This is a genomic window from Vibrio inusitatus, from assembly GCA_024346935.1.
GTDB lineage: Bacteria > Pseudomonadota > Gammaproteobacteria > Enterobacterales > Vibrionaceae > Vibrio > Vibrio inusitatus.
In genome coordinates this window covers 2,306,809-2,328,423 of sequence record AP024878.1, presented here as the reverse complement: position 1 = coordinate 2,328,423, position 21,615 = coordinate 2,306,809, and the positions used below count along the sequence as shown (strand labels likewise).

Here is a 21,615-nt window from a genome sequence, read left to right as displayed (position 1 = left end):
AAGCGAATTAAATAGATTAAGTCAATCGAAAAAAACGATGTTTAAAACTTGTTAACTAGCGCACAAAACGATTGATAACCGACGGTAATTTTTGAACTTTATATGAATAAATGGCCCAGTCTTAAACAGCTCCATTATCTGATCACGCTGCACGAAACGCGTCACTTTGGTGAGGCAGCTCAGCTGTGTTTTGTTAGCCAATCCACCTTAAGCAAGGGAATTCAGAATCTCGAAGAACAATTTGGTTGTTCGTTGTATGAGAAGAAAGACAAAAAAAGTGCACTGGTATTTACCCATGTTGGTGAAATGGTGATTAAACAAGGGCGAGAACTGCTAACGAAGAGCCAAGATTTGATGGAGCTTGGTCAACTTGCATGTGGCGGTGCAATGCAGGGGCAACTAAGGCTTGGAGCTATCCCTACCATTGCTCCGTTTCTTTTAAGTGGTCTAGTTCATGAGGTAAACAAGAATTTTCCTGATTTAACCTTGTTACTACGAGAAGATACTACAGCAAACCTGCTGACGGCTTTGCAAGATGGCCAATTGGACGTATTGGTGCTGGCATTGCCTGTGGATATCGGAAATTTTGCCAGTAAGGTGGTGGGGCGAGATCAGTTCAGAATGGTGATCAGTGAATCGCAGGCTGAGAGTGTAAAGACGCCTTTGCACTATTCGGACCTTCCGGATGAGTCGGTGTTTCTACTTGAGAAAGAACATTGCCTTACCGATCATGCTGTTTCAGCGTGCAATCTCACCGAGAAAAGTAAGATAAACCCATTCACAGCAACGAGTTTGCATACTTTAGTACAGATGGTTGCTAATGGTCTTGGCACAACCTTTATTCCTCAAATGGCGATTGATCACGGATTACTGGCAAACCATTCATTACGTGTTATCGATCCACCTGGTCGTCAGGCTTATCGAAACATAGGGTTGGTGTGGAGGCCAAGCAGTACTAGAACCGAAACCTTCACTCAGTTGGCCGAAGTAATAGAGAAGCTACTAGAAAAATAACGGTATAACCCCATTGATTGCTCTTTTACGTATATTTAACTAAGTCCAATATGCAGAAAGATCCTCAATTTAGTTGATCCTCTATAGTTGGTGGTCTTTACTAGAAAGTAGTGTGGGGGTGTATCATGCAAAAACATCAGTTCGACCAATGGATTCATGCTGATATCGAGAGGCATATGGAAGTGCCAAAAGTCTTCGTTATCGGGTGTGCTGATCTTTCTACTTACCAACTTGCTGTTGAATTTAAACACAAGCTTGAGCCGATACGTGAAGATGATAAGCCTATGTCTTTTGCTTCATTAGAGATCGTCAAAGAAGAGTTGATTAGGCTTGGATTAAATAGCGCATATCTGCGATTGCATAACGCTTATGATGAGTGTGGAGCGCCAGAGGATAAGCTTTACTGCGATATTGAGCTATCTCTAAAGAGTTATTAGCGCTAAGCAAACTTGAGCTATTGGCTTTCAAGCAAGATAGAGTGGGTAAAGTGGCTTCGCAGGTAAAAACCTCGAGGCAGGGTTTTTATTTGCTTACCGCTAGCGCCATAGGCATCAGTTAATGCTCGACTGTTAGCCGCTTTAGGGCGAATTTGCATGACTTCCCCATGTCTTGCATTGATTTCATGGATCCGTCCTGTAGCAATCATTTCCATTAACTCTTCCCAGTCCGCTCTCAATAAAGTCTCTTGTTCAAGGGAGGGTGTCCATAATTTGGGAAAACCAACGTGGCGCTCCGAGATAGGTAACTCCCTCTCTCCTTCTACGGGTACCCACAATACCTTACTTAATTTTTGTCTTACATGACTTTGTTGCCATGTAAGTCCATGAATTCCAGTCAAGGGTGCAACACAAACAAAAGTGCTCTCTAAAGGTTTACCTATGTGACTCAGAGGAATTGTTTTTAGTTCGATACCAAGATGAGCAAAGTCTTGTTCAGGTCTGCTCCCTGCTTCAGCACCAAGGTGAGCTTCGATAAGTTGGCCTACCCAACCTTTATCACGACGAAGATCTTTTGGCACTGCAATTCCCGCTTCTTCTGCTAGTTCAGCAAAAGAATATCCAGTTAAGGATTCAGCCCTGTTAACCAGTTCTAGCTCAGATTGTGGGGGAGTTGTCTGCACAAAAGATCTCCAATTGCAAAAGATCGTAACTTCTCAAAGATCTTTGATGATACGGGAATGCCCAATTATAAGCCAACTAGAGTGCAAAATGAAGGTTATCCACAGGGCGAGGGAGAATTACTGTAATAATTGATACTTATGTATAAATAAACAGGGGTTGTTGTCACGTTATATGCTTGTTTTACAGAGTTAAGTGTGCCTTGCTTGTCTTGCTATGTGGATAAATGAATGAGTGGTTGAATTTTAAACGATCCGAAAGGATCAAATATTAATCAGTTTTAGTCTTGGTGAACTATGTGGCTGAATTTACATATCTTGTTAATATTAAAAGCTTAATTTGGTTTTTGTTATGTTTTTTAAATTTCTGTCGAGATCAAAAATTAAGCCGTACATTAATTATCTCAAGTTTCCTCACAAAGTTATTCACAGATATAGTGAATAAATAGCTCTAATTGAAGTGGTTCTGTTGATAAGGTTGAATTTGCTCGCTATTTATCCAATGGTGTCACTCTGACTTCATAGTTTGACAACTTTTACTTCAGTTGCATTTGCTCAACTGGGGGATCTGTGGAAAAATCGACTCATATAAAATTTATCAGTAGAGGTTAGCCAGTGATCGATGGCGATGGTTACCGCTTAAATGTGGGAATCGTAATATGTAACAACCACGGTCAAGTGTTTTGGGCTAAACGATACGGACAACATTCATGGCAATTTCCACAGGGTGGAATAGATGACGGTGAGACGCCAGAACAGGCGATGTACCGAGAATTGTATGAAGAGGTTGGATTAACCAAACAAGATGTAAAGATTGTCACTACTAGTCGCCATTGGTTGCGGTATCGCTTACCAAAAAGATTAGTACGTTGGGACTCCAAACCTGTCTGTATCGGGCAAAAACAGAAATGGTTCTTATTGCAACTAACCTGTGATGAATCGCAGGTTAATATGCAAAGAGGGCCAACTCCAGAATTTGATGGATGGCGTTGGGTAAGCTTTTGGTACCCAGTGAGACAAGTTGTCTCCTTTAAAAGGGATGTCTACCGCAGAGCAATGAAAGAATTCGCTTCTTTTGCTATGCCTTTCAAAGATCGAAAGCAAAACCGAAAACGCAAACACCGCAGAGGGTAGTGAGGCGCAATAATGCTAAATCAGCTAAGGGATATAGTTGAGCACGTATCTCGGGTCGAAGATATACATCAAGCACTTGAAGTGTTTGTTGAGCGTACCTGTGATGCTATTAATAGCGAATGTTGCACCATTTACCTTTCTAATCACCAAAAGCAGCGCCTTGAGTTAATGGCAACCAAGGGGCTGACTTTTTCTGGTGAACGCCTGCACATAGGCTTCCAAGAAGGGTTAGTCGGCTTAGTCTACAGAACCGCTGAACCATTAAACGTCGCAAAAGCTTCTCTCCATCCTGATTTTAAATTTTTCCCACAACTTGGCGAAGAGGTCTATCAAGCCTTTTTAGCCACGCCCATAGTCCACCGCAAGCGTATGCTGGGTGTCGTGGTTATCCAACAGAAAACTCCGCGGTTATTTAGTGATACCGAAGAGTCTTTTCTAGTCACTCTTGCGGCCCAGTTAGCAGTGCTTATTGCTAGCGAGCAACAGCAAGGTAACTGGCTTCTACAAGAACGAAAAAGCTCCACCATAAAAGGCCTTTCTGCATGTAACGGGATTGCGATTGGACCTATCTGGCGTGGTAACGACGAGCCTTTGCTTAAAGACGTATCCCCGTCTTCGGCGGTTGATACCGAAAAAGACAAAGAGTGGCTGCTCGTTGCAGTAGAGTCGGCCTTGACTGAATTTAGGCGCCTTAGAAAGCAACTCGATAGCGACCTCAACAAAGATGCCTTAGCTATCTTTGATTTGTTTACTCACCTTTTGAATGATCCCAAACTTCGAGGGGATTTGATTAAGCAAATCGAAAAAGGGGATACTGCTGATTGGGCATTGCGCCAGGTGATAGAGCGTTACTCCAATCACTTTGCCCGTATGAATGATATTTACCTTCAAGAGCGCTCTCAAGATGTTCGAGAGTTAGGTCAGAGGTTGCTGTATTTCCTCTATCATTCGCAAGCCAAAGAAATCAAACTCGAGAAACCGGTTATCTTTGTCGTAAATGAACTTACAACGACATTGTTGGCATCAGTACCTAGAGATAAACTTTTGGGGGTGATCTCACTACAAGGTGGGGTGAACTCTCATGCTGCAATCCTATCTCGTGCTCTGGGCATACCATCGGTCATTGGTTCAAACCTAAATGGCATTGAAGCTGATGATAAGCAGGTCATCTTAGATGGCTATAGCGGTGAGGTATTGCTAAACCCAACAGCCAAAGAGATGAGCGACTATCAGAAGTTACTGGCAGAAGAGCAAGAAGTTCGCTCTATGGTTGAATCTGAGGTGCGTGAGCCTGCGTTAACTTCAGATAAAGTGCCCATCACTATTTTGCTTAACGCTGGTCTAGGTGCCGACGCAAGCTACTCATTCTTTGATGTTGTGGATGGCGTGGGACTCTATCGTACAGAGATATCGTTCATCGTTAAGCAGGCCTTCCCCTCCGAAGATGAACAAGTTGAGACGTATCGAAAAGTACTGGCTTATTCACAAGGCAAACCTGTTGTGATGAGAACTCTAGATATTGGTGGTGATAAATCACTTCCGTACTTCCCTATGGAAGAGGAAAACCCATTCTTAGGCTGGAGAGGGATTCGCTTTACTCTCGATCATCCCGATATCTTCTTGATTCAAGTTCGAGCAATGATGAGAGCAAGTGTTGGACAAAAGAGTGAATTAAAGATCCTCTTACCCATGATCTCGGGTGTCCCTGAATTGGATTCAGCGTTATCTTTGATTGCTCAGGCGTATCATGAGGTGGCACTTACTTATCCGAATGTGAAAAAACCTAAAGTCGGGATCATGCTTGAAGTACCTTCCATGATCTATCTGCTCCCGGTTATCGCCAAGCGAATAGATTTTGTTTCTGTGGGTACCAATGATCTTACTCAATATCTATTAGCCGTAGATCGAAATAACAGCCAAGTTTCAGAGCTATATGAAGTAGTCCATCCTTCTGTACTAATGGCGCTGAAACAAATACATGATGCTTGCCGACATTCAAAAATCCCAGTATCAATCTGCGGTGAGTTAGCGGGCGACCCTATCGGTGTTCTGCTATTGCTTGGTTTGGGGTTTAAGCAACTCAGTATGAACTCAGCTAATGTGGCCAATATCAAATATGTGATAAGACAATCAAATTTCGATGACTTAGAGACACTTGCCAATCAAGCCATAACCAAAGCGTACGCTTCTGATGTGCATAAGCTTGCGTTTAACTACCTAGAGAAAAGAGACCTTGCCGGGTTTGTTCGGCCTGGAAAACATTAATGATTACATTCGAATTAATCGCCATCTTAGCAATGATCGGTGCGCTGGTGGGCGTACTTGCAGGATTGTTAGGAATTGGCGGTGGCCTTATTATCGTTCCTGCATTGTTATTTCTATTACCAAAGTCTGGTGTATCAGCAGATATTGCCATGCAAATGGCGCTAGCCACTTCTTTAGCTTGCATCATCATTACCTCCGGTTCCTCGGCACTCAATCATTATCGAGTGAACAATGTCGATATGTTTGTGGTCAAATTCTTGATTCCAGGTGTCATACTTGGTGGCTTCGGTGGTAGTTTTGTAGCGGAATTTATACCAAGTCAGTATTTGCCTCCTGTTTTTGGGTGTATAGTTCTGTTTTTATCCATCAAGATGTTTATCTCGGTGAACGTAGGGACTGTAAAACCTTTACCTAGCGCAATAAAGACCTTTATATCTGGAACTACGATCGGTACTATTTCAAGCCTAGCGGGTATAGGCGGTGGATCTCTGATGGTTCCATTTCTCAACCGACATGGAATAGAAATGCGCAAAGCGATAGGCACCTCATCGTTTTGTGGCGCATTACTTGCTGCTTCTGGAATGATTGGCTTTATTTTTCATGGTGTAGGGGCGAAAGATCTACCAGACCATAGCGTGGGTTATGTGTATATTCCTGCCTTGCTAGCGATTGCATGTAGTTCAGTTCTAACCAGTAAGCTCGGTGTGAGGTTAACCTCTGTGTTACCCACTAAAGTACTGAAAAAATGTTTTGCAGTATTGCTATTGATAATAGCGATACGAATGCTTTTCTTTTAATGATTTGCTCTAAGAAGATTTTATGAATCAAGGATTTATCTCTTTCCCTCATATCGATCCCGTACTACTTGAAATTGGTCCAGTTTCTATTCGTTGGTATGGACTGATGTACCTTTTTGGCTTCGCATTTGCTATGTGGTTAGCTAATCGTCGCGCCGACCAACCGAATAGCGGCTGGACGCGAGAACAAGTGTCCGACATGTTGTTTTTAGGATTTCTCGGCGTAGTCGTTGGTGGGCGTGTTGGGTATGTGTTGTTCTACCATTTCGATCTATTTTTAGACAACCCGCTTTACTTGTTCCAAGTATGGACAGGTGGCATGTCATTCCATGGCGGTTTGTTAGGCGTAATATCAGCAATGGCATTCTATGCCTACCGCAACGGTCGTACCTTCTTCAATGTAGCTGACTTTATCGCTCCGCTTATCCCGTTTGGGTTGGGAGTTGGCCGTATAGGCAACTTTATGAATGACGAACTGTGGGGCAGGGTAACGGATGTTCCATGGGCGGTAATGTTCCCATCTGGAGGATATCTGCCACGACATCCTTCGCAACTTTATGAAGCGATTCTAGAAGGGATTGTGTTGTTCTTTATCTTGAACTTCTTTATTCGTAAACCTAGACCAGCTGGCGCTGTCTCAGGGTTGTTCTTGATTGGCTATGGCTCTTTCCGCTTTATCGTCGAGTACTTCCGTGAACCGGACGCTCACTTAGGGCTGTTTGGTAACTGGATCTCTATGGGGCAAATACTGTCAACACCAATGATCCTTATTGGCGCCGCTATGATGTTATGGGCATATAAATATAACCAGAAGTCCCTTGAAGTAAACAAGGCGAAGGAGAAGTAATGAAGCAGTATCTAGATCTATGTCGCCGTATCGTTGATGAAGGGCACTGGATTGAGAATCAGCGTACGGGTAAGCGTTGTTTGACCGTTATTAATGCTGATTTAACCTATGACGTGGCGAATAATGCTTTTCCATTGGTGACGACTCGTAAAAGCTTCTGGAAAGCGGCTGTTGCGGAACTGCTAGGATACATTCGTGGTTACGATAACGCAGAACAGTTTCGTCAGCTAGGCACAAAAACATGGGATGCAAACTCGAACCTGAACGATGCGTGGTTAAATAATCCATACCGTAAAGGTGAGGATGACATGGGCCGTGTATATGGTGTTCAAGGTCGTCAGTGGGCTAAACCAGACGGTGGGCATATTGACCAGCTACGCAAGATTGTTGATGATCTTAAACAGGGCATCGATGACCGTGGTGAAATACTGAATTTTTACAACCCTGGTGAGTTTCACATGGGCTGTTTACGTCCATGTATGTACAGTCATCACTTCTCTTTGCTTGGTGATACCTTATACCTAAATAGTACTCAGCGCTCTTGTGATGTCCCTCTGGGGCTAAATTTCAATATGGTGCAAGTGTATGCGTTTCTGGCCATCATGGCACAGATCACAGGTAAGAAAGCGGGTGTGGCCTATCATAAGATTGTTAATGCGCATATTTACGAAGATCAGCTTGAGTTGATGCGAGATGTACAGTTGCCGCGAGAGCCATTAAATGCTCCTAAGTTTATTATTAATCCTGAGATTAAGAGCTTAGAAGACCTAGAAACTTGGGTTACTTTGGATGATTTCTCAGTGGAAGGGTACGAATCTCATCCCGCGATTCGCTACCCATTTTCGGTATAAGAGCAAATAATTAAAATTTATCTCACTGAATTATAAAAACTATTATTTAAGAGGCTAATATTTAGGTATTAGCCTTTTTTAATGCTCGGAACTCAGTGGATAGAGTTAACTTTACAGTGAAACATGGATGTAATGTCGCGTTGGCAGTAGCTATGTTGGGATCCTCTACAACTGCTTTTGCTAGCCTTATTGACCCTGACCAGTATCTAACGGATATCTATTCAACGGCCTTGGTGTTGACCGACAGTGAACTGCTGACTATTGGCTTTGGTAGCTTCGACCCTAATCAAATATTTGGTACTAGTAATCCAGACTTTGGAGGGCAAGAGTCGATTAATACCAAGCGTAGGATAACAGTGACCTCTCTTCCTATCTCCTTCTTGTTTTCTAATGATGAAAGTCCTTGGTTACATCGTTTAAAACTCAGAGCTGCTTATATGGGTTTAACAAGAGATGTTGATTATGACCAACTAGAAGATCTTGGCATTACTTGGGAAAGTGATAAGAATGAAGACGAGGTAATAGCGGGTTATGCCGAATACGCTGTGGGCTATCAGATATCAGAAGGGTGGCAGCTATTTACAGGTTCAGGACTTCATCTTATGCACTACAGGAATAAGTTTACCGCTAATAGCCCAGCAGCAGAGACTATTGAAGCGAAAGGCATTAATTCCGTTATCAATGGTACGTCGAATATTTGGATAGTTGAGCCTCAAGCTGATTTGATTTATACCAAAGATACAGGTCCGGGAGAGATCCGCTTTAATAGCGAATATCACTATTTCTGGGGCAGAAGCTTTGGTGGCAGTATTGGTACTGCTAATGCCACCCCTGAAGGCTGGCGCATAATGAACGGTATACAGTACAAGTATCACCTAGACCCTTGGGGAAATCGAAAACAAGATCTTTTGTTTAGAGTACGCAGAATTGATGTAGGTGGTGATTTAAGAGAGCCTTTAGATACGACTCATTATGCCGAATACAGCTTTGGTTGGGTAATGGACACCAGCGACTACTCTTCATTGATATACAACGTAGGTATTGGTATTTCACTGAACTATGGGAGTTCATTGAAGGGCGGTGCATTAGTCATCTATTACAATGAGTAATCTCTAAGATTCAGACGAAAAAAAACCTGCCACATTTGGCAGGTTTTTTAAATTTTTTAATTGCTACGCAGTCATCGCAATAATTGCACCAGGCATTACAACGAATACAGCAATCAGATATCCAGCTACGACGCTCTTGTTCTTAATCGCCATTGTTGAGATCCAATCTGCACCTTTCAATGGTAGTTCTCGCAAGAACGGAATACCAAAGATGAATGCGGTTGCAGCAATGTTGAATAGCAAATGAACTAGAGCAATTTGAAGCGCAAAGGCGGCAAATTCACCGGTTACTGCTGTTGCAGCAAGAAGCGCGGTAATACAGGTACCGATATTTGCACCTAGTGTAAATGGATACACATCACGAACTTTAAGAACGCCAGAGCCTACTAATGGAACCATTAAGCTAGTCGTCGTCGATGAAGATTGAACTAATATGGTGACAACAGAGCCAGAGAAGATACCGTGAAGAGGACCGCGACCGATAGCGTTCTTCAAAATTTCACGTGCACGACCTACCATTAGGCTCTTCATGAGCTTACCCATGATGGTGATAGAGATGATGATGGTAGCGATACCTAAAATAATCATACTCACACCAGCAGCGATAGGACCGAAGGCAGTTAGCGGCTCTTGAATAACACTAAGTAGAGGCTTTGTTAGAGGCTTAATGAAGTTGAAGCCACCCATGTTTAGGTCACCGGTGTTCATTAAAGGAGCGACTAACCAAGCTGAAAGCTTGCCAAAGATACCAAACATCATTTCTAGTGGTAGGAAAATCAATACCGCCAGCAAGTTAAAGAAGTCATGAACGGTTGCACTTGCAAATGCGCGTTTGAACTCTTCTTTACAGCGAAGGTGACCAAGGCTAACTAAAGTGTTCGTTACCGTGGTACCGATGTTTGCACCCATAACCATAGGGATAGCGATTTGAACGGGAAGCCCGCCTGCTACAAGACCTACAATAATAGAGGTTACTGTACTAGAAGACTGAATAAGAGCCGTTGCTACAAGGCCAATCATTAAGCCTGCTACTGGATGAGAAGCAAAGTCAAAAAGTGTTTTGGCATGTTCGCCAGAGGCCATCTTAAAGCCGCTGCCAACCAATGAAACTGAAACAAGTAGTAGGTACAGCATGAAAGCCAAGTTAGCCCAACGTAGCCAGCTGGTTTTACCTGCTATTGCTGCTGAAACTGAGGATGCTTGGTTGTTCATTTGTTATCTCCGGGCCCGTTTTAGGCTTTTAATCAACTGTTGGCGAGTTTAGATAACTAATATTTCAGTTATATTACAGTTTTATAAATAATCGCCTTTTTCTTACTCAATTAAAGTAAACGTTTGCGTGAGTTTCTTTGTTTGTTAAGTTGTTGATTTTTAATGCTTTAATGTCCGGTATTACCTTTATGTTTGGACGCTCCTTGAGCAACTTTAGTGTCAAATATTGATCTGGTCCAAATATTAATGTGACAAAATTGTCATCTTGCTTTAACTTGGATTCGGTAATATCGAAGTTTAATGCACTTTACCTTTATATTTGAAGGTTTACACAGGAGGGGAAATGTCGCATTTAAATTACAATCATCTCTATTATTTTTGGATGGTTTGCAAGCAAGGGTCTTTAACTAAGGCTGCTGATGCACTATTTCTAACACCACAAACGGTGACAGGGCAAATCAAGGCATTAGAGCAGCGCTTGAATGGTAAGCTCACCAAACGTAATGGTCGGAGTATAGAACCCACGGAGCTTGGTCAGTTGGTATTTAAATATGCCGATAGAATGTATGACTTAAGCTATGAAATGCTAGATATCGTTAATTACAGTCAACGAGCCAATCTATTGTTTGAAGTGGGAGTGGCGGATGCTCTCTCAAAAAGCTTAGTAAGTCGCATTCTTTCTACGACAATTCCTGCGGACGGTCATATTCATCTTAGGTGCTATGAGTCGACTCATGAGCTTCTACTGGAACAACTGTCTCAGCATAAATTAGACATGATTCTATCTGACTGTCCTATTGATTCATCACAAAATGCAGGCTTATACAGTAAAAAACTAGGGGAGTGTGAAATGAGCTTTTGCTCCGCGACTTCCATAGATGAGAAAGAGTTTTTAGCTAACCTAGAAAAATACAAGCTGCTGATCCCTGGTTCAAGAACTTCGATGGGACGTAAAATTACGGAATGGTGCGATAGACAAGGCTATCAACCAACAATTCTAGGTGAGTTTGATGATTTCGCATTGATGAAAGCCTTTGCCGAGGCGCACCCAGATACCGTGTTTGTAGCCCCTACTCGCTATCCCTATAAAACAGATACAGGTGGCTTTCACCGAATAGCATCGATAGACGCTTTAAAGGAAGAGTATTATGTGATCTTTGCGGAAAGAATGATTCAACATCCAGCGGTGAAAAGTGTTTGTGATGCTAATTTTTCGAATATTTTCCATTAATTTGTACCGACAGAGGTTTAACTTTGTAGGTCTCAACGGTAGTCTTAATCCAATTACTGAACTAATAGATATGATTGATACGCTATGAACTTGAAAGCAATGGAGAAAAACTCTCCTCAAGCCATCTCACTGCTTAAGGCAATGGCAAATGAGAGACGCCTATTTATCTTGTGTATGTTACATGACCGAGAGTTATCTGTAGGAGAATTGTGCCAACAGTTAGACCTCAGTCAGTCAGCATTATCTCAACATCTCGCTTGGCTTAGGGGGGATGGGTTAGTTGAAACTCGCAAAGAAGCCCAAACGGTGTATTACTCGTTGAGTAGCCCAGAGGTTAAGCGCATGATTCATCTGTTGCATGATATGTATTGCTCAGAGGAGTGAGAATAGAGGAAAAACTAGAGCGGTCTGATTAATTTCAGGATCTATAGATACAAAAAAACCGGCAAAAGCCGGTTTTTTATCTGAATCGAAGTTCTAATTAAAGAGCTTTGATTGCAGCAGTGAAGCGTGCTTTATGACGAGCAGCTTTATTCTTATGAATAAGGCCTTTAGTCGCAGCGCGATCTAGGATCGGTGCAACAGCTTTTAGTTCAGCAGTTGCAGCTTCTTTGTCGCCAGCTTCAATAGCAGCGATAGTTTTTTTCATGTAAGTGCGCATCATAGAACGACGGCTAGCATTGTGCTGGCGACGTTTCTCAGCTTGGATAGCGCGCTTCTTAGCAGATTTACTGTTTGCCAAGGGTCTAACTCCCAAAAACTTGTTCGGTAACAATATAGGGCGTGGAGAATGCCTGTTTGCTAATCGAAAGTCAATTGATTTGTGTGAAAACTCATCTAAAACAAGGTAATTTTGTTTCGACGGGTTAACACGGTTAAGATGGCGGGGATTTTAACAGCATTTATGGGTTAGATCTACACTCAACCTAAGATACTTATCTCTAAGTGTATATATCAATAAGTTGGAGTCGCTTTCTGGTAGGCTGTGTCTTCGCTAGAAGCATGCTAATTACTAGTTGCATCAGTTAATTAAGGAATAAAAGTGAGTAAAGGCCTTCTTCGGTCGGGCGCCATTGTTAGTGCCATGACCCTAGTCTCTCGTGTTTTAGGGTTAGTTCGAGACGTTGTGGTTGCTAACCTTATGGGTGCAGGAGCCAGTGCAGACGTATTTTTCTTTGCCAATAAGATCCCAAACTTTTTAAGACGATTGTTTGCTGAGGGGGCTTTCTCGCAAGCCTTTGTACCCGTGCTTACTGAATATCACTCTAAAGGTGATATGAATGAAACGAGGCAATTGATCGCTAAGGTATCAGGAACGCTAGGTGTGATTGTCTCCATTGTGACGGTTGTTGGTGTTTTGGGATCCGGTGTAGTCACCGCCATCTTCGGTACGGGGTGGTTCCTAGATTGGCTAAATGGTGGTCCATCTGCTGAAAAATTCGAGATGGCCAGCTTAATGCTGAAGATCACCTTTCCTTATTTATGGTTTATTACCTTTGTTGCTCTATCAGGGGCAATATTAAATACGTTGGGTAAGTTTGCGGTTTCTTCTTTTACCCCCGTATTCTTGAATGTGATGATCATCTTGTCTGCATCGTTGATCTCACCACGTTTAGCCAACCCTGAGATAGGACTGGCGATCGGTGTTTTTCTTGGTGGCTTGGTTCAATTTTTCTTCCAACTTCCTTTTCTTATTAAAGAAGGTGTTCTTGTTAGACCAAAGTGGGGGTGGCGCGATCCTGGTGTAGTGAGGATTCGCACTTTAATGATCCCTGCGTTATTTGGTGTTTCTGTTAGTCAGATTAACTTGTTGCTAGACACTTTTATTGCCAGTTTCCTACAAACAGGCTCAATCAGTTGGCTCTATTACTCAGACCGCCTTCTTGAATTTCCATTGGGTTTGTTCGGTATTGCCATAGCTACTGTGATTTTGCCAGCACTATCTAGAAAGCATGTTGATGCGCAGGGTCAAGGTTTTGCCTCAACGATGGACTGGGGTGTGCGTATGGTGCTGCTGCTTGGCCTGCCAGCCATGTTGGGCTTGATCGTATTGGCGAAACCTATGCTAATGGTGCTGTTTATGCGTGGAGAGTTTGGTGTCTATGAGGTGCAGCAGTCCTCTTATTCTTTGGTAGCCTATGCATCAGGTTTACTTAACTTTATGTTAATTAAGGTATTGGCACCCGGGTATTATTCTCGCCAAGATACGAAGACACCTGTGCGTTACGGTATTATCGCGATGACCTCTAACATGGTGTTCAATATCATTTTTGCTTGGCATTACGGCTATGTAGGATTAGCTATGGCAACGGCCTTATCGGCATTTGTGAATATGGGCTTACTGTATAGAGGTTTGCATAAAGCACAGGTTTATCGTTTAACTCGTCAAACTCTGGGTTTCATGTTGCGACTTGCGGTATCTGGTGGCGCTATGGTAGGCGCTATTCTTTATCTACTTAAACCGCTAGAGAGCTGGATTAGTATGTCTCTCACTGACAGAGTGCTTGAGTTAACCTTAATGATAGGTACTGGTGCAATGGCGTATTTATTGACAGCATTAGTGCTTGGAGTTCGATTTAAACACCTAAAAGTACACGCTTAATTTAGGTCAATATAAATCAGCGCTTCTCGTTGCTAGCATCTATTAGAGGTTTCGGTATATAATTCGCCAGTTTAGGGCTTTATGGTCCGCAATGTCGACTGAGAAGGTTAGGTTTTACACGTTACATGCATCTTATCCGAGGTAGCCACAACATACGCTCTGAGCATCAGGGGTGTGTCTTGACCATAGGTAACTTTGATGGTGTCCACTTAGGGCATCAAACGGTCTTGAAGCAGGTACAACAAAAAGCTGAAGTTCTTGGTCTTCCCGCTGTGGTGATGACGTTTGAACCGCAGCCTTTAGAGCTATTTCTGCAAAGTAAGGCGCCAGCTAGACTAACTCGGTTGCGTGATAAATATGTGCAACTTAGTAAATTGAACCTAGAGCGACTGCTTTGTGTGAACTTTAGTAAGCGCTTTGCGGGACTTCCCCCAGAGCAATTTATTAAAGAACTGTTAGTGGAAAAGCTCGGAGTTAAATTTCTCGTTGTCGGTGATGATTTTCGCTTTGGTCGTAAGCGTCAAGGTGACTTTTCTATGCTTCAACAAGCAGGGAAAGAGTATGGATTTGAGGTTGTGAGCACTGAAAGTTTCTGTCTAAATACAGAAAGAGTCAGCAGTACAGCCATTCGTCAGGCATTAGCTCATGATGAACTGGCACAAGCCAAATCCATGCTAGGAAGGCACTACAGCATTAGTGGACGTGTATCACACGGACGAAAGCTAGGAAGAACTATAGGTTTTCCTACTGCGAATATCCCATTAAAGCGAACTGTGTCTCCCGTTTTAGGCGTGTATGTGGTGGAAACGAGCATAGACGGTCGAATGGTCGGTGGTGTGGCTAATGTTGGCCAGCGACCAACAGTAAACGGTGTACGACAGCAACTAGAAGTACACTTTTTTGATTTTGCAGAAGATTTATACGGTAGACAATTAGAGGTCTGCCTTTTACACAAGTTGCGCGAAGAAGTGAAATTTCCTTCATTCGAAGCACTTAAAACTCAAATAGAATTAGATGCAGAAGCAGCTCGGGTGTGGTTGCTTCAGCACAGGCGCTGACGATATTTAAGGCTTTGCAAATCCGTTTGCACTGTATTGAATAGGCGTTCGCCATAATGTCTAACTTCGCCCAATATTACGGAACTAAGAATCGATGACTGACTATAAAGATACCCTGAACCTCCCAGAAACAGGGTTTCCAATGCGCGGTAATCTGGCGAATCGTGAACCAGAGATGCTTAAGCGTTGGTATAAAGAAGATCTTTACGGTGCTATCCGTGAAGCTAAAAAAGGCAATAAGCCTTTTGTTTTGCATGATGGCCCTCCATACGCAAACGGTGACATCCATATTGGTCACGCGCTAAATAAGATTCTTAAAGACATTATTATTAAATCAAAGACTCTTTCTGGTTACGATGCACCTTATATCCCAGGTTGGGATTGCCACGGTCTTCCAATTGAACTAATGGTTGAGAAGAAAAAAGGCAAGCCAGGGCATAAGATCTCTGCTGCTGAGTTCCGTGAAGAGTGTCGCAAATATGCGGCAGGTCAAGTTGAAGGCCAAAAAGAAAGCTTTAAACGTCTTGGCATCATGGGTGAGTGGGATAAACCATATCGCACCATGGATTTTGGCACTGAAGCCAATATCATTCGCGCTCTGGGTAAAATTGCAGACAACGGCCACCTATTGAAAGGCTTTAAGCCTGTTCACTGGTGTACTGACTGTGGTTCTGCTCTTGCAGAAGCGGAAGTTGAATACAAAGATAAGGTTTCTCCATCAATTGATGTGAAATTTGCTGCGGCAGATGAAGAAGCAGTATTAAGCAAATTCTCTCTAGCTGACGGCCATGAAGGTAAAGGTGATATCTCTGTTGTTATCTGGACAACGACACCTTGGACTCTTCCTGCTAACCGCGCAGTGTGTATGCGCGATGATCTTGAATATGTATTAGTTCAAGTTGAAGGCGAAAACCCTCAGCGTTTGATCTTAGCTTCAGATCTTGCAAAAGACGTGATGGATCGTGCGGGTATCGAGCACTTCCATAACCTTGGTTTTGCTAAAGGTGCAGAGCTTGAACTGTTGGATTTCCAGCATCCATTCTATGACTTTACTGTACCTGCAATCTTGGGTGAGCACGTAACAACAGATTCAGGTACGGGTATCGTCCATACTGCACCTGGTCACGGTCAAGAAGATTTCGTGGTTGGTCAACATTACAACTTAGAAGTCGCTAATCCTGTTGGTTCAAATGGTGTGTATCTTCCAGATACTGAACTATTCGCAGGTCAGCACGTGTTTAAAGCAAATAACTCTGTACTAGAAGTACTAAAAGAGAAAGGTGCTCTGCTACATCACCATGCTTATGAGCACAGCTACCCACATTGCTGGCGCCACAAAACGCCGATCATCTTCCGTGCTACGCCACAATGGTTTGTTTCTATGGACCAAGCAGGCTTGCGTTCAAATGCACTTGACGCAATCAAGGGCGTTCAATGGATGCCAGAGTGGGGTCAAAGCCGTATTGAAGGAATGGTCGAAGGTCGCCCTGAGTGGTGTATCTCTCGTCAACGTACATGGGGCGTACCGATCACTTTGTTTGTACACAAAGAGACGTCTGAACTTCACCCTAATACTCAAGAATTAATTGAGAAAGTCGCTCAATTAGTTGAAGAGAAGGGCATTCAAGCTTGGTGGGATGTCGATGCAGTAGAACTTCTTGGTGAAGAAGACGCGGCTAACTACGAGAAAACGCTAGATACCCTAGATGTATGGTTTGATTCAGGTGTGACTCACTACTCTGTAGTTGATGCGCGTGAAGAATTTAATGGTGCAAGTGCAGATCTATACCTTGAAGGTTCAGATCAACACCGTGGTTGGTTCCAATCTTCATTGATCACATCTGTTGCAATGAAAGGCGAAGCTCCATACAAGCAAGTGCTCACGCATGGCTTCGTTGTTGATGGCCAAGGCCGTAAAATGTCTAAGTCAGTGGGTAACGTTGTTGCACCTAAAGATGTAACCAACAAGCTAGGCGCGGATATTCTTCGTCTGTGGGTTTCTTCTACCGATTACACTGGTGAAGTAGCGGTTTCTGATGAAATTCTAAAACGCAGTGCTGATGCGTATCGTCGTATCCGTAACACGGCTCGCTTCTTCCTGGCAAACCTAAGTGGTTTCAACCCTGCAACGGACCTTGTTCCTGCAGATGAAATGGTTGCTTTAGACCGCTGGGCAGTAGGACGTGCACAAGCGGCTCAACAAGAAATTGTTAAAGCTTACGAAGATTACAATACGCACGCAGTAACACAGCGTTTGATGCAGTTCTGTTCTATTGAAATGGGTTCTTTCTACCTAGATGTAATTAAAGACCGTCAGTACACAGCGAAGAAGGGCAGTCATGCTCAACGCAGCTGTCAGACTGCACTTTACTACATCGTTGAAGCACTTGTTCGTTGGATGGCTCCAATCATGTCTTTCACTGCAGACGAGATCTGGAATGAAATGCCAGGCGAGCGCGATAAGTTTGTATTCACTGGTGAGTGGTTCGATGGTCTATTCGGCTTAGCGGAAGGCGAAGAGCTAAATAATGAGTTCTGGAATGACGTACAACAGGTTCGTGCTTCTGTGAATAAGCTTCTTGAAGAAGCGCGCAAAGAGAAGCTGATCGGTGGTTCACTTCAAGCAGAAGTTACTCTGTACGCAGACGATGCATTGGCTAGCAAGTTAAACAACTTGGGCGATGAACTCCGTTTTGTTTTGCTAACGTCTCGCGCAGATGTAGCACCAGTATCAGAAAAACCTGACACAGCTCAACCAACAGAAATTGAAGGTCTATTCGTTCAAGTCAATGCGACAGAGCTTGAGAAGTGTGACCGTTGTTGGCACCACACTGCAGATGTAGGCACTATCGAAGGCCATGAAACAATCTGTGGTCGTTGTGTGTCAAACGTAGAAGGCGAAGGCGAGGTTCGAAAGTTTGCCTAATATGAGCTTACTAAAGCAAACAGGGTTGCGCTGGCTTTGGCTGGCGGCTCTGATCTTTATTGCTGATGTAGCAATAAAGCTAGTGGTGATGGACACCATGGGGTATGGCTGGGCGAACCGCATTGAGGTATTGCCCTTCTTTAACCTGCTTTATGTACACAACTACGGTGCTGCATTTAGCTTCCTAGGCGACCAAGGTGGTTGGCAACGCTGGTTATTTACCGGTATTGCTATTGCTGTGTGTGGAATGTTGATGTTCTGGATGCGAAAACTTCCTCAAACTGAAAAGTGGAATAACATAGCGTATTCACTGATCATTGGTGGTGCTCTAGGCAACGTTTTTGACCGTATCGTGCATGGTTTTGTGGTTGATTACCTCGACTTTTTCGTGGGAACCTATCACTGGCCTGCATTCAACCTTGCTGATAGTGCTATATGCATTGGTGCTGGCATGGTTATTCTTGATGGCTTTATTAGCGGAAAACGCGACTCAGCAAATTCTACTGAGAAGTAATGAACTTTGTCTGTGTGCTCGATAAGTGAGCACTCGGTGGTGGTGGCAGTATATTTTACTTGTCACCGCTACAAGGTTTCGCTACTATTGCGTCCGCCCTATAAAGGGCGCGCTAGCTTTGTTGTAATCTTATTTTAAATCACGATTATGACGCGCTGGCTCAACAATTTGGAACATAGGTGGAAAGATGTTTGAAACTCTACTTGTGATTTACCTGTTGGCTGCGCTTGGTGTGATTGGCCTAGTTCTGATTCAACAAGGTAAAGGCGCAGATATGGGAGCCTCGTTCGGTGCAGGCGCATCAAATACAGTATTTGGCGCAGGCGGCTCTAGTAATTTTTTAACCCGAATGACTGCAGTTTTTGCAACAATCTTCATCGTTGTTTGTTTGTTTCTTGGAAATATGTCTACGCATAAGACTGAGTCTCAGTGGGTTGACCCAACAGCTGGTCAAACTATTCAAAAAACAGACGACGCAGTGAGTGAAATTCCAGCCGAAAAAGGCGCGGATATTCCTCAGTAAGCTGAAATGCTTATTGCCGAGATGGTGAAATTGGTAGACACGCCAGCATGAGGTGCTGGTGCCTTTGGTGTGAGGGTTCGAGTCCCTCTCTCGGCACCATATATTGTTTGAAAAGCAATCTATTAGGCATATAATGTTTAATAGTCGGACGCGGGGTGGAGCAGCTTGGTAGCTCGTCGGGCTCATAACCCGAAGGTCGTCGGTTCAAATCCGGCCCCCGCAACCATTTTTAGTTGAATCTGAATTTTCAAACATCATAACTGAAATTTTTCGGTTATGAGCTAAGCTTCTTTTAGCTTAGTGATATCAGGGTCCAGCAGCATAAAACCCCGACTATCGGGGTTTTTTGTTATCTGCGGTTTATCACTGTGGATGTGTGCTTGGTAAATGAAATGGGCTTTATGCCCTTTTTTTGTTTCTGGAGTGGTTGAACAATGACTGGTTTAGAAAGACAACTAACTGAGATGCTTGAAGCGCCTGTAGAGGCATTAGGTTATGAGTTAGTTGGACTTGAGTTTATTCGCGCAGGCGAATATTCGACATTACGCATTTATATCGATAGCGAAAACGGTATTAATGTTGACGATTGTGCTGAAGTAAGCCATCAGGTTAGTGCTGTAATGGATGTAGAAGATCCTATTTCTGTTGCTTATAACCTTGAAGTGTCTTCACCAGGACTTGAGCGACCGCTTTTCAAGACTGCACACTATGAACAGTTTGTAGGCCAAGAGGTCAGCATTGTGTTGAAGATGGGTGTTGGAAATCGCCGCAAGTGGAAGGGCGTTATCAAGGGTGTTGATGGTGAGCTCATCACCATTGAAACTGACAACCAAGATAATGAGTTTGCTCTGAGCAACATATCTAAAGCCAATCTGATCCCTAAGTTTTAAGTCTATTTAAAGAGGCTATAAGAATGAATAAAGAAATTCTAGCTGTAGTAGAAGCGGTTTCAAATGAGAAAGCCGTTCCTCGCGAACGTATTTTTGAAGCGCTAGAAATTGCGCTTTCAACTGCGACAAAGAAAAAGTACGAGATGGAAATCGAAGTACGTGTTGAAATCGATCGCAAGAGCGGTAACTTCGAAACTTTCCGTCGCTGGGAAGTGGTTGCTGAAGTTGAAAGTCCAACATTGGAAATGTCAATTGAAGCTGCACAGTTTGACGATGAAACTCTAGATTTGGGTGATTTCGTTGAAGACGAAATCGATTCGGTTAAATTTGACCGTATTACTGTGCAAACAGCGAAACAAGTTATCGTTCAGAAAGTTCGTGAAGCAGAGCGTGAGCAAATCGTTGAACAGTTTATTGATAACGAAGGTGAGCTAATCACTGGTGTTGTTAAGAAAGTAAACCGTGAAACAGTAGTTCTAGACCTTGGTAACAACGCTGAAGCCGTTATCCTTCGTGATGACCAGTTACCTCGTGAAAACTTCCGTCCAGGCGATCGCGTACGTGGTCTTCTTTATTCTGTACGTCCAGAAGCACGCGGCTTCCAGCTATTCATTACTCGCTCTAAGCCAGAAATGCTAACTGAGCTATTCCGTATCGAAGTGCCTGAAATTGCAGAAGATATCATTGAGCTTAAAGCAGCAGCTCGTGATCCAGGTTCTCGTGCGAAGATCGCAGTTAAAACTAACGATCGCCGTATCGACCCAGTAGGTGCATGTGTGGGTATGCGTGGTGCACGCGTACAAGCAGTCTCTGGTGAGTTAGGTAATGAGCGTATCGATATCATCCTTTGGGATGACAACCCAGCGCAATTTGTTATCAACGCAATGGCTCCAGCTGATGTAGCGTCAATCATCGTAGATGAAGATACGCACTCAATGGATATCGCTGTTGAAGCTGATAATCTAGCGCAAGCAATTGGCCGTAGTGGTCAAAACGTACGTTTGGCATCTCAACTGACTGGTTGGGAACTGAACGTAATGACTGTAGAAGATTTAAAGAAGAAACACGAAGCAGAATCAACTGAAGCTATTGAAAGCTTCATGAAGCACCTAGACCTTGAACAAGATTTCGCAGAAATGTTGGTAGAAGAAGGCTTCTCAACTCTTGAAGAAGTGGCATACGTGCCAATGAGTGAGCTTTTGGAAATTAACGGTCTAGATGAAGATTTGGTCGAAGAACTACGTAGTCGAGCTAAAGATGCACTCACCACCCTTGCACTAGCGCAAGAAGAGTCGTTTGAAGGCCTACACCCAGCTGATGATCTATTAGCATTAGAAGGCTTAGAGCGCGAAATGGCGTTCAAACTAGCGGCTAAAGGTGTAGTGACCCTAGAAGATCTTGCTGACCAAGGCACAGATGATCTTGAAGGTATCGACGATTTAACAGAAGAACGTGCTGGTGAGTTAATCATGGCTGCACGTAACATCTGTTGGTTTGGTGACGAAGAATAATCCGGCACGGAGGT

The 21,615-nt window shown here is 43.3% G+C and carries 20 protein-coding genes and 2 tRNA genes; 19 read left to right on the top strand and 3 right to left on the bottom strand.

Annotation, left to right across the window (positions count from 1 at the left end):
- The first annotated feature begins 102 nt into the window (after positions 1–102).
- Entirely contained in the window at positions 103–1,014 is a 912-nt protein-coding gene (locus tag OCU48_RS10710) for a hydrogen peroxide-inducible genes activator (RefSeq protein ID WP_141345376.1), read from the top strand.
- A 125-nt stretch (positions 1,015–1,139) separates the two neighbouring features.
- Positions 1,140–1,451: a DUF6482 family protein gene (locus tag OCU48_RS10705; RefSeq protein WP_141345377.1), complete on the top strand. Its 312-nt coding sequence runs from the start codon at positions 1,140–1,142 to the stop codon at positions 1,449–1,451.
- Positions 1,452–1,468: 17 nt separating this feature from the next.
- Here the strand turns inward: OCU48_RS10705 and mutH are convergent, their stop codons facing one another.
- Positions 1,469–2,134 carry a DNA mismatch repair endonuclease MutH gene (mutH, locus tag OCU48_RS10700; protein WP_141345378.1) on the bottom strand — a complete coding sequence of 222 codons (666 nt, stop codon included), beginning with the start codon at positions 2,132–2,134 and terminating at the stop codon, positions 1,469–1,471.
- A gap of 612 nt (positions 2,135–2,746) precedes the next feature.
- Here mutH and rppH point away from each other — a divergent pair.
- From rppH to OCU48_RS10670, 6 genes are all read left to right on the top strand, one after another.
- Positions 2,747–3,265: an RNA pyrophosphohydrolase gene (gene rppH, locus OCU48_RS10695; RefSeq protein ID WP_141345379.1), complete on the top strand. Its 519-nt coding sequence runs from the start codon at positions 2,747–2,749 to the stop codon at positions 3,263–3,265.
- A gap of 12 nt (positions 3,266–3,277) precedes the next feature.
- Positions 3,278–5,530 carry a phosphoenolpyruvate--protein phosphotransferase gene (gene ptsP / locus OCU48_RS10690; RefSeq protein ID WP_141345380.1) on the top strand — a complete coding sequence of 751 codons (2,253 nt, stop codon included), beginning with the start codon at positions 3,278–3,280 and terminating at the stop codon, positions 5,528–5,530.
- Between the two features lie 2 nt (positions 5,531–5,532).
- Positions 5,533–6,327, top strand: coding sequence for a sulfite exporter TauE/SafE family protein (locus tag OCU48_RS10685; protein WP_208727135.1), 795 nt, complete (start codon positions 5,533–5,535; stop codon positions 6,325–6,327).
- Between the two features lie 22 nt (positions 6,328–6,349).
- A complete protein-coding gene (gene lgt, locus OCU48_RS10680; RefSeq protein ID WP_141345382.1) occupies positions 6,350–7,174 on the top strand; it encodes a prolipoprotein diacylglyceryl transferase in 825 nt (274 codons plus the stop codon).
- Entirely contained in the window at positions 7,174–8,025 is an 852-nt protein-coding gene (locus tag OCU48_RS10675; protein WP_141345383.1) for a thymidylate synthase, read from the top strand. The genes lgt and OCU48_RS10675 overlap by 1 nt, the downstream gene beginning before the upstream one ends.
- A gap of 152 nt (positions 8,026–8,177) precedes the next feature.
- On the top strand, positions 8,178–9,134 hold the full coding sequence (locus OCU48_RS10670; protein WP_141345384.1) for a Solitary outer membrane autotransporter beta-barrel domain: 957 nt from the start codon (positions 8,178–8,180) through the stop codon (positions 9,132–9,134).
- 63 nt (positions 9,135–9,197) lie between these two features.
- Here the strand turns inward: OCU48_RS10670 and OCU48_RS10665 are convergent, their stop codons facing one another.
- On the bottom strand, positions 9,198–10,346 hold the full coding sequence (locus tag OCU48_RS10665) for a Na/Pi symporter (protein ID WP_141345385.1): 1,149 nt from the start codon (positions 10,344–10,346) through the stop codon (positions 9,198–9,200).
- 343 nt (positions 10,347–10,689) lie between these two features.
- Between OCU48_RS10665 and nhaR the strand changes: the two genes are divergently transcribed.
- Complete coding sequence (gene nhaR, locus OCU48_RS10660; RefSeq protein ID WP_141345386.1) at positions 10,690–11,577, top strand: transcriptional activator NhaR; 888 nt, start codon at positions 10,690–10,692, stop codon at positions 11,575–11,577.
- A gap of 84 nt (positions 11,578–11,661) precedes the next feature.
- Complete coding sequence (locus OCU48_RS10655; protein WP_141345387.1) at positions 11,662–11,961, top strand: ArsR/SmtB family transcription factor; 300 nt, start codon at positions 11,662–11,664, stop codon at positions 11,959–11,961.
- 97 nt (positions 11,962–12,058) lie between these two features.
- Here OCU48_RS10655 and rpsT read toward each other — a convergent pair whose 3' ends face one another.
- The gene (gene rpsT, locus OCU48_RS10650; RefSeq protein ID WP_141345388.1) at positions 12,059–12,319 is read right to left on the bottom strand and encodes a 30S ribosomal protein S20; all 261 of its coding nucleotides are present in this window, start codon (positions 12,317–12,319) and stop codon (positions 12,059–12,061) included.
- 300 nt (positions 12,320–12,619) lie between these two features.
- Here rpsT and murJ point away from each other — a divergent pair, with 300 nt between their 5' ends.
- From murJ to nusA, 9 genes are all read left to right on the top strand, one after another.
- Positions 12,620–14,179, top strand: coding sequence for a murein biosynthesis integral membrane protein MurJ (gene murJ / locus OCU48_RS10645; RefSeq protein ID WP_141345389.1), 1,560 nt, complete (start codon positions 12,620–12,622; stop codon positions 14,177–14,179).
- A gap of 125 nt (positions 14,180–14,304) precedes the next feature.
- Positions 14,305–15,237 (top strand): bifunctional riboflavin kinase/FAD synthetase, encoded by a 933-nt coding sequence (ribF, locus tag OCU48_RS10640; protein WP_141345390.1) that lies wholly within the window; start codon positions 14,305–14,307, stop codon positions 15,235–15,237.
- Between the two features lie 94 nt (positions 15,238–15,331).
- Complete coding sequence (gene ileS, locus OCU48_RS10635; RefSeq protein WP_141345391.1) at positions 15,332–18,163, top strand: isoleucine--tRNA ligase; 2,832 nt, start codon at positions 15,332–15,334, stop codon at positions 18,161–18,163.
- On the top strand, positions 18,156–18,677 hold the full coding sequence (lspA, locus tag OCU48_RS10630; protein WP_141345392.1) for a signal peptidase II: 522 nt from the start codon (positions 18,156–18,158) through the stop codon (positions 18,675–18,677). Before ileS ends, lspA begins: the two co-directional genes overlap by 8 nt.
- Before the next feature lie 187 nt (positions 18,678–18,864).
- Positions 18,865–19,200 (top strand): preprotein translocase subunit SecG, encoded by a 336-nt coding sequence (secG, locus tag OCU48_RS10625; protein WP_141345393.1) that lies wholly within the window; start codon positions 18,865–18,867, stop codon positions 19,198–19,200.
- A 15-nt stretch (positions 19,201–19,215) separates the two neighbouring features.
- Positions 19,216–19,299 (top strand) — tRNA-Leu (locus tag OCU48_RS10620).
- A gap of 50 nt (positions 19,300–19,349) precedes the next feature.
- Positions 19,350–19,426 (top strand) — tRNA-Met (locus OCU48_RS10615).
- Positions 19,427–19,634: 208 nt separating this feature from the next.
- Complete coding sequence (gene rimP / locus OCU48_RS10610; RefSeq protein WP_141345394.1) at positions 19,635–20,090, top strand: ribosome maturation factor RimP; 456 nt, start codon at positions 19,635–19,637, stop codon at positions 20,088–20,090.
- Positions 20,091–20,113: 23 nt separating this feature from the next.
- On the top strand, positions 20,114–21,601 hold the full coding sequence (gene nusA, locus OCU48_RS10605) for a transcription termination factor NusA (protein WP_141345395.1): 1,488 nt from the start codon (positions 20,114–20,116) through the stop codon (positions 21,599–21,601).
- The last annotated feature ends 14 nt before the right edge of the window (positions 21,602–21,615 follow it).

Bases quoted from the DNA above. Each gene is read 5' to 3' on its own strand.
- OCU48_RS10710 (WP_141345376.1), top strand. From the start codon at position 103: ATGAATAAATGGCCCAGTCTTAAACAGCTCCATTATCTGATCACGCTG.
- OCU48_RS10705 (WP_141345377.1), top strand. From the start codon at position 1,140: ATGCAAAAACATCAGTTCGACCAATGGATTCATGCTGATATCGAGAGG.
- ptsP (WP_141345380.1), top strand. From the start codon at position 3,278: ATGCTAAATCAGCTAAGGGATATAGTTGAGCACGTATCTCGGGTCGAA.
- lgt (WP_141345382.1), top strand. From the start codon at position 6,350: ATGAATCAAGGATTTATCTCTTTCCCTCATATCGATCCCGTACTACTT.
- OCU48_RS10675 (WP_141345383.1), top strand. From the start codon at position 7,174: ATGAAGCAGTATCTAGATCTATGTCGCCGTATCGTTGATGAAGGGCAC.
- OCU48_RS10670 (WP_141345384.1), top strand. From the start codon at position 8,178: ATGTTGGGATCCTCTACAACTGCTTTTGCTAGCCTTATTGACCCTGAC.
- OCU48_RS10665 (WP_141345385.1), bottom strand. From the start codon at position 10,346: ATGAACAACCAAGCATCCTCAGTTTCAGCAGCAATAGCAGGTAAAACC.
- nhaR (WP_141345386.1), top strand. From the start codon at position 10,690: ATGTCGCATTTAAATTACAATCATCTCTATTATTTTTGGATGGTTTGC.
- OCU48_RS10655 (WP_141345387.1), top strand. From the start codon at position 11,662: ATGAACTTGAAAGCAATGGAGAAAAACTCTCCTCAAGCCATCTCACTG.
- ribF (WP_141345390.1), top strand. From the start codon at position 14,305: ATGCATCTTATCCGAGGTAGCCACAACATACGCTCTGAGCATCAGGGG.
- ileS (WP_141345391.1), top strand. From the start codon at position 15,332: ATGACTGACTATAAAGATACCCTGAACCTCCCAGAAACAGGGTTTCCA.
- secG (WP_141345393.1), top strand. From the start codon at position 18,865: ATGTTTGAAACTCTACTTGTGATTTACCTGTTGGCTGCGCTTGGTGTG.
- rimP (WP_141345394.1), top strand. From the start codon at position 19,635: ATGACTGGTTTAGAAAGACAACTAACTGAGATGCTTGAAGCGCCTGTA.
- nusA (WP_141345395.1), top strand. From the start codon at position 20,114: ATGAATAAAGAAATTCTAGCTGTAGTAGAAGCGGTTTCAAATGAGAAA.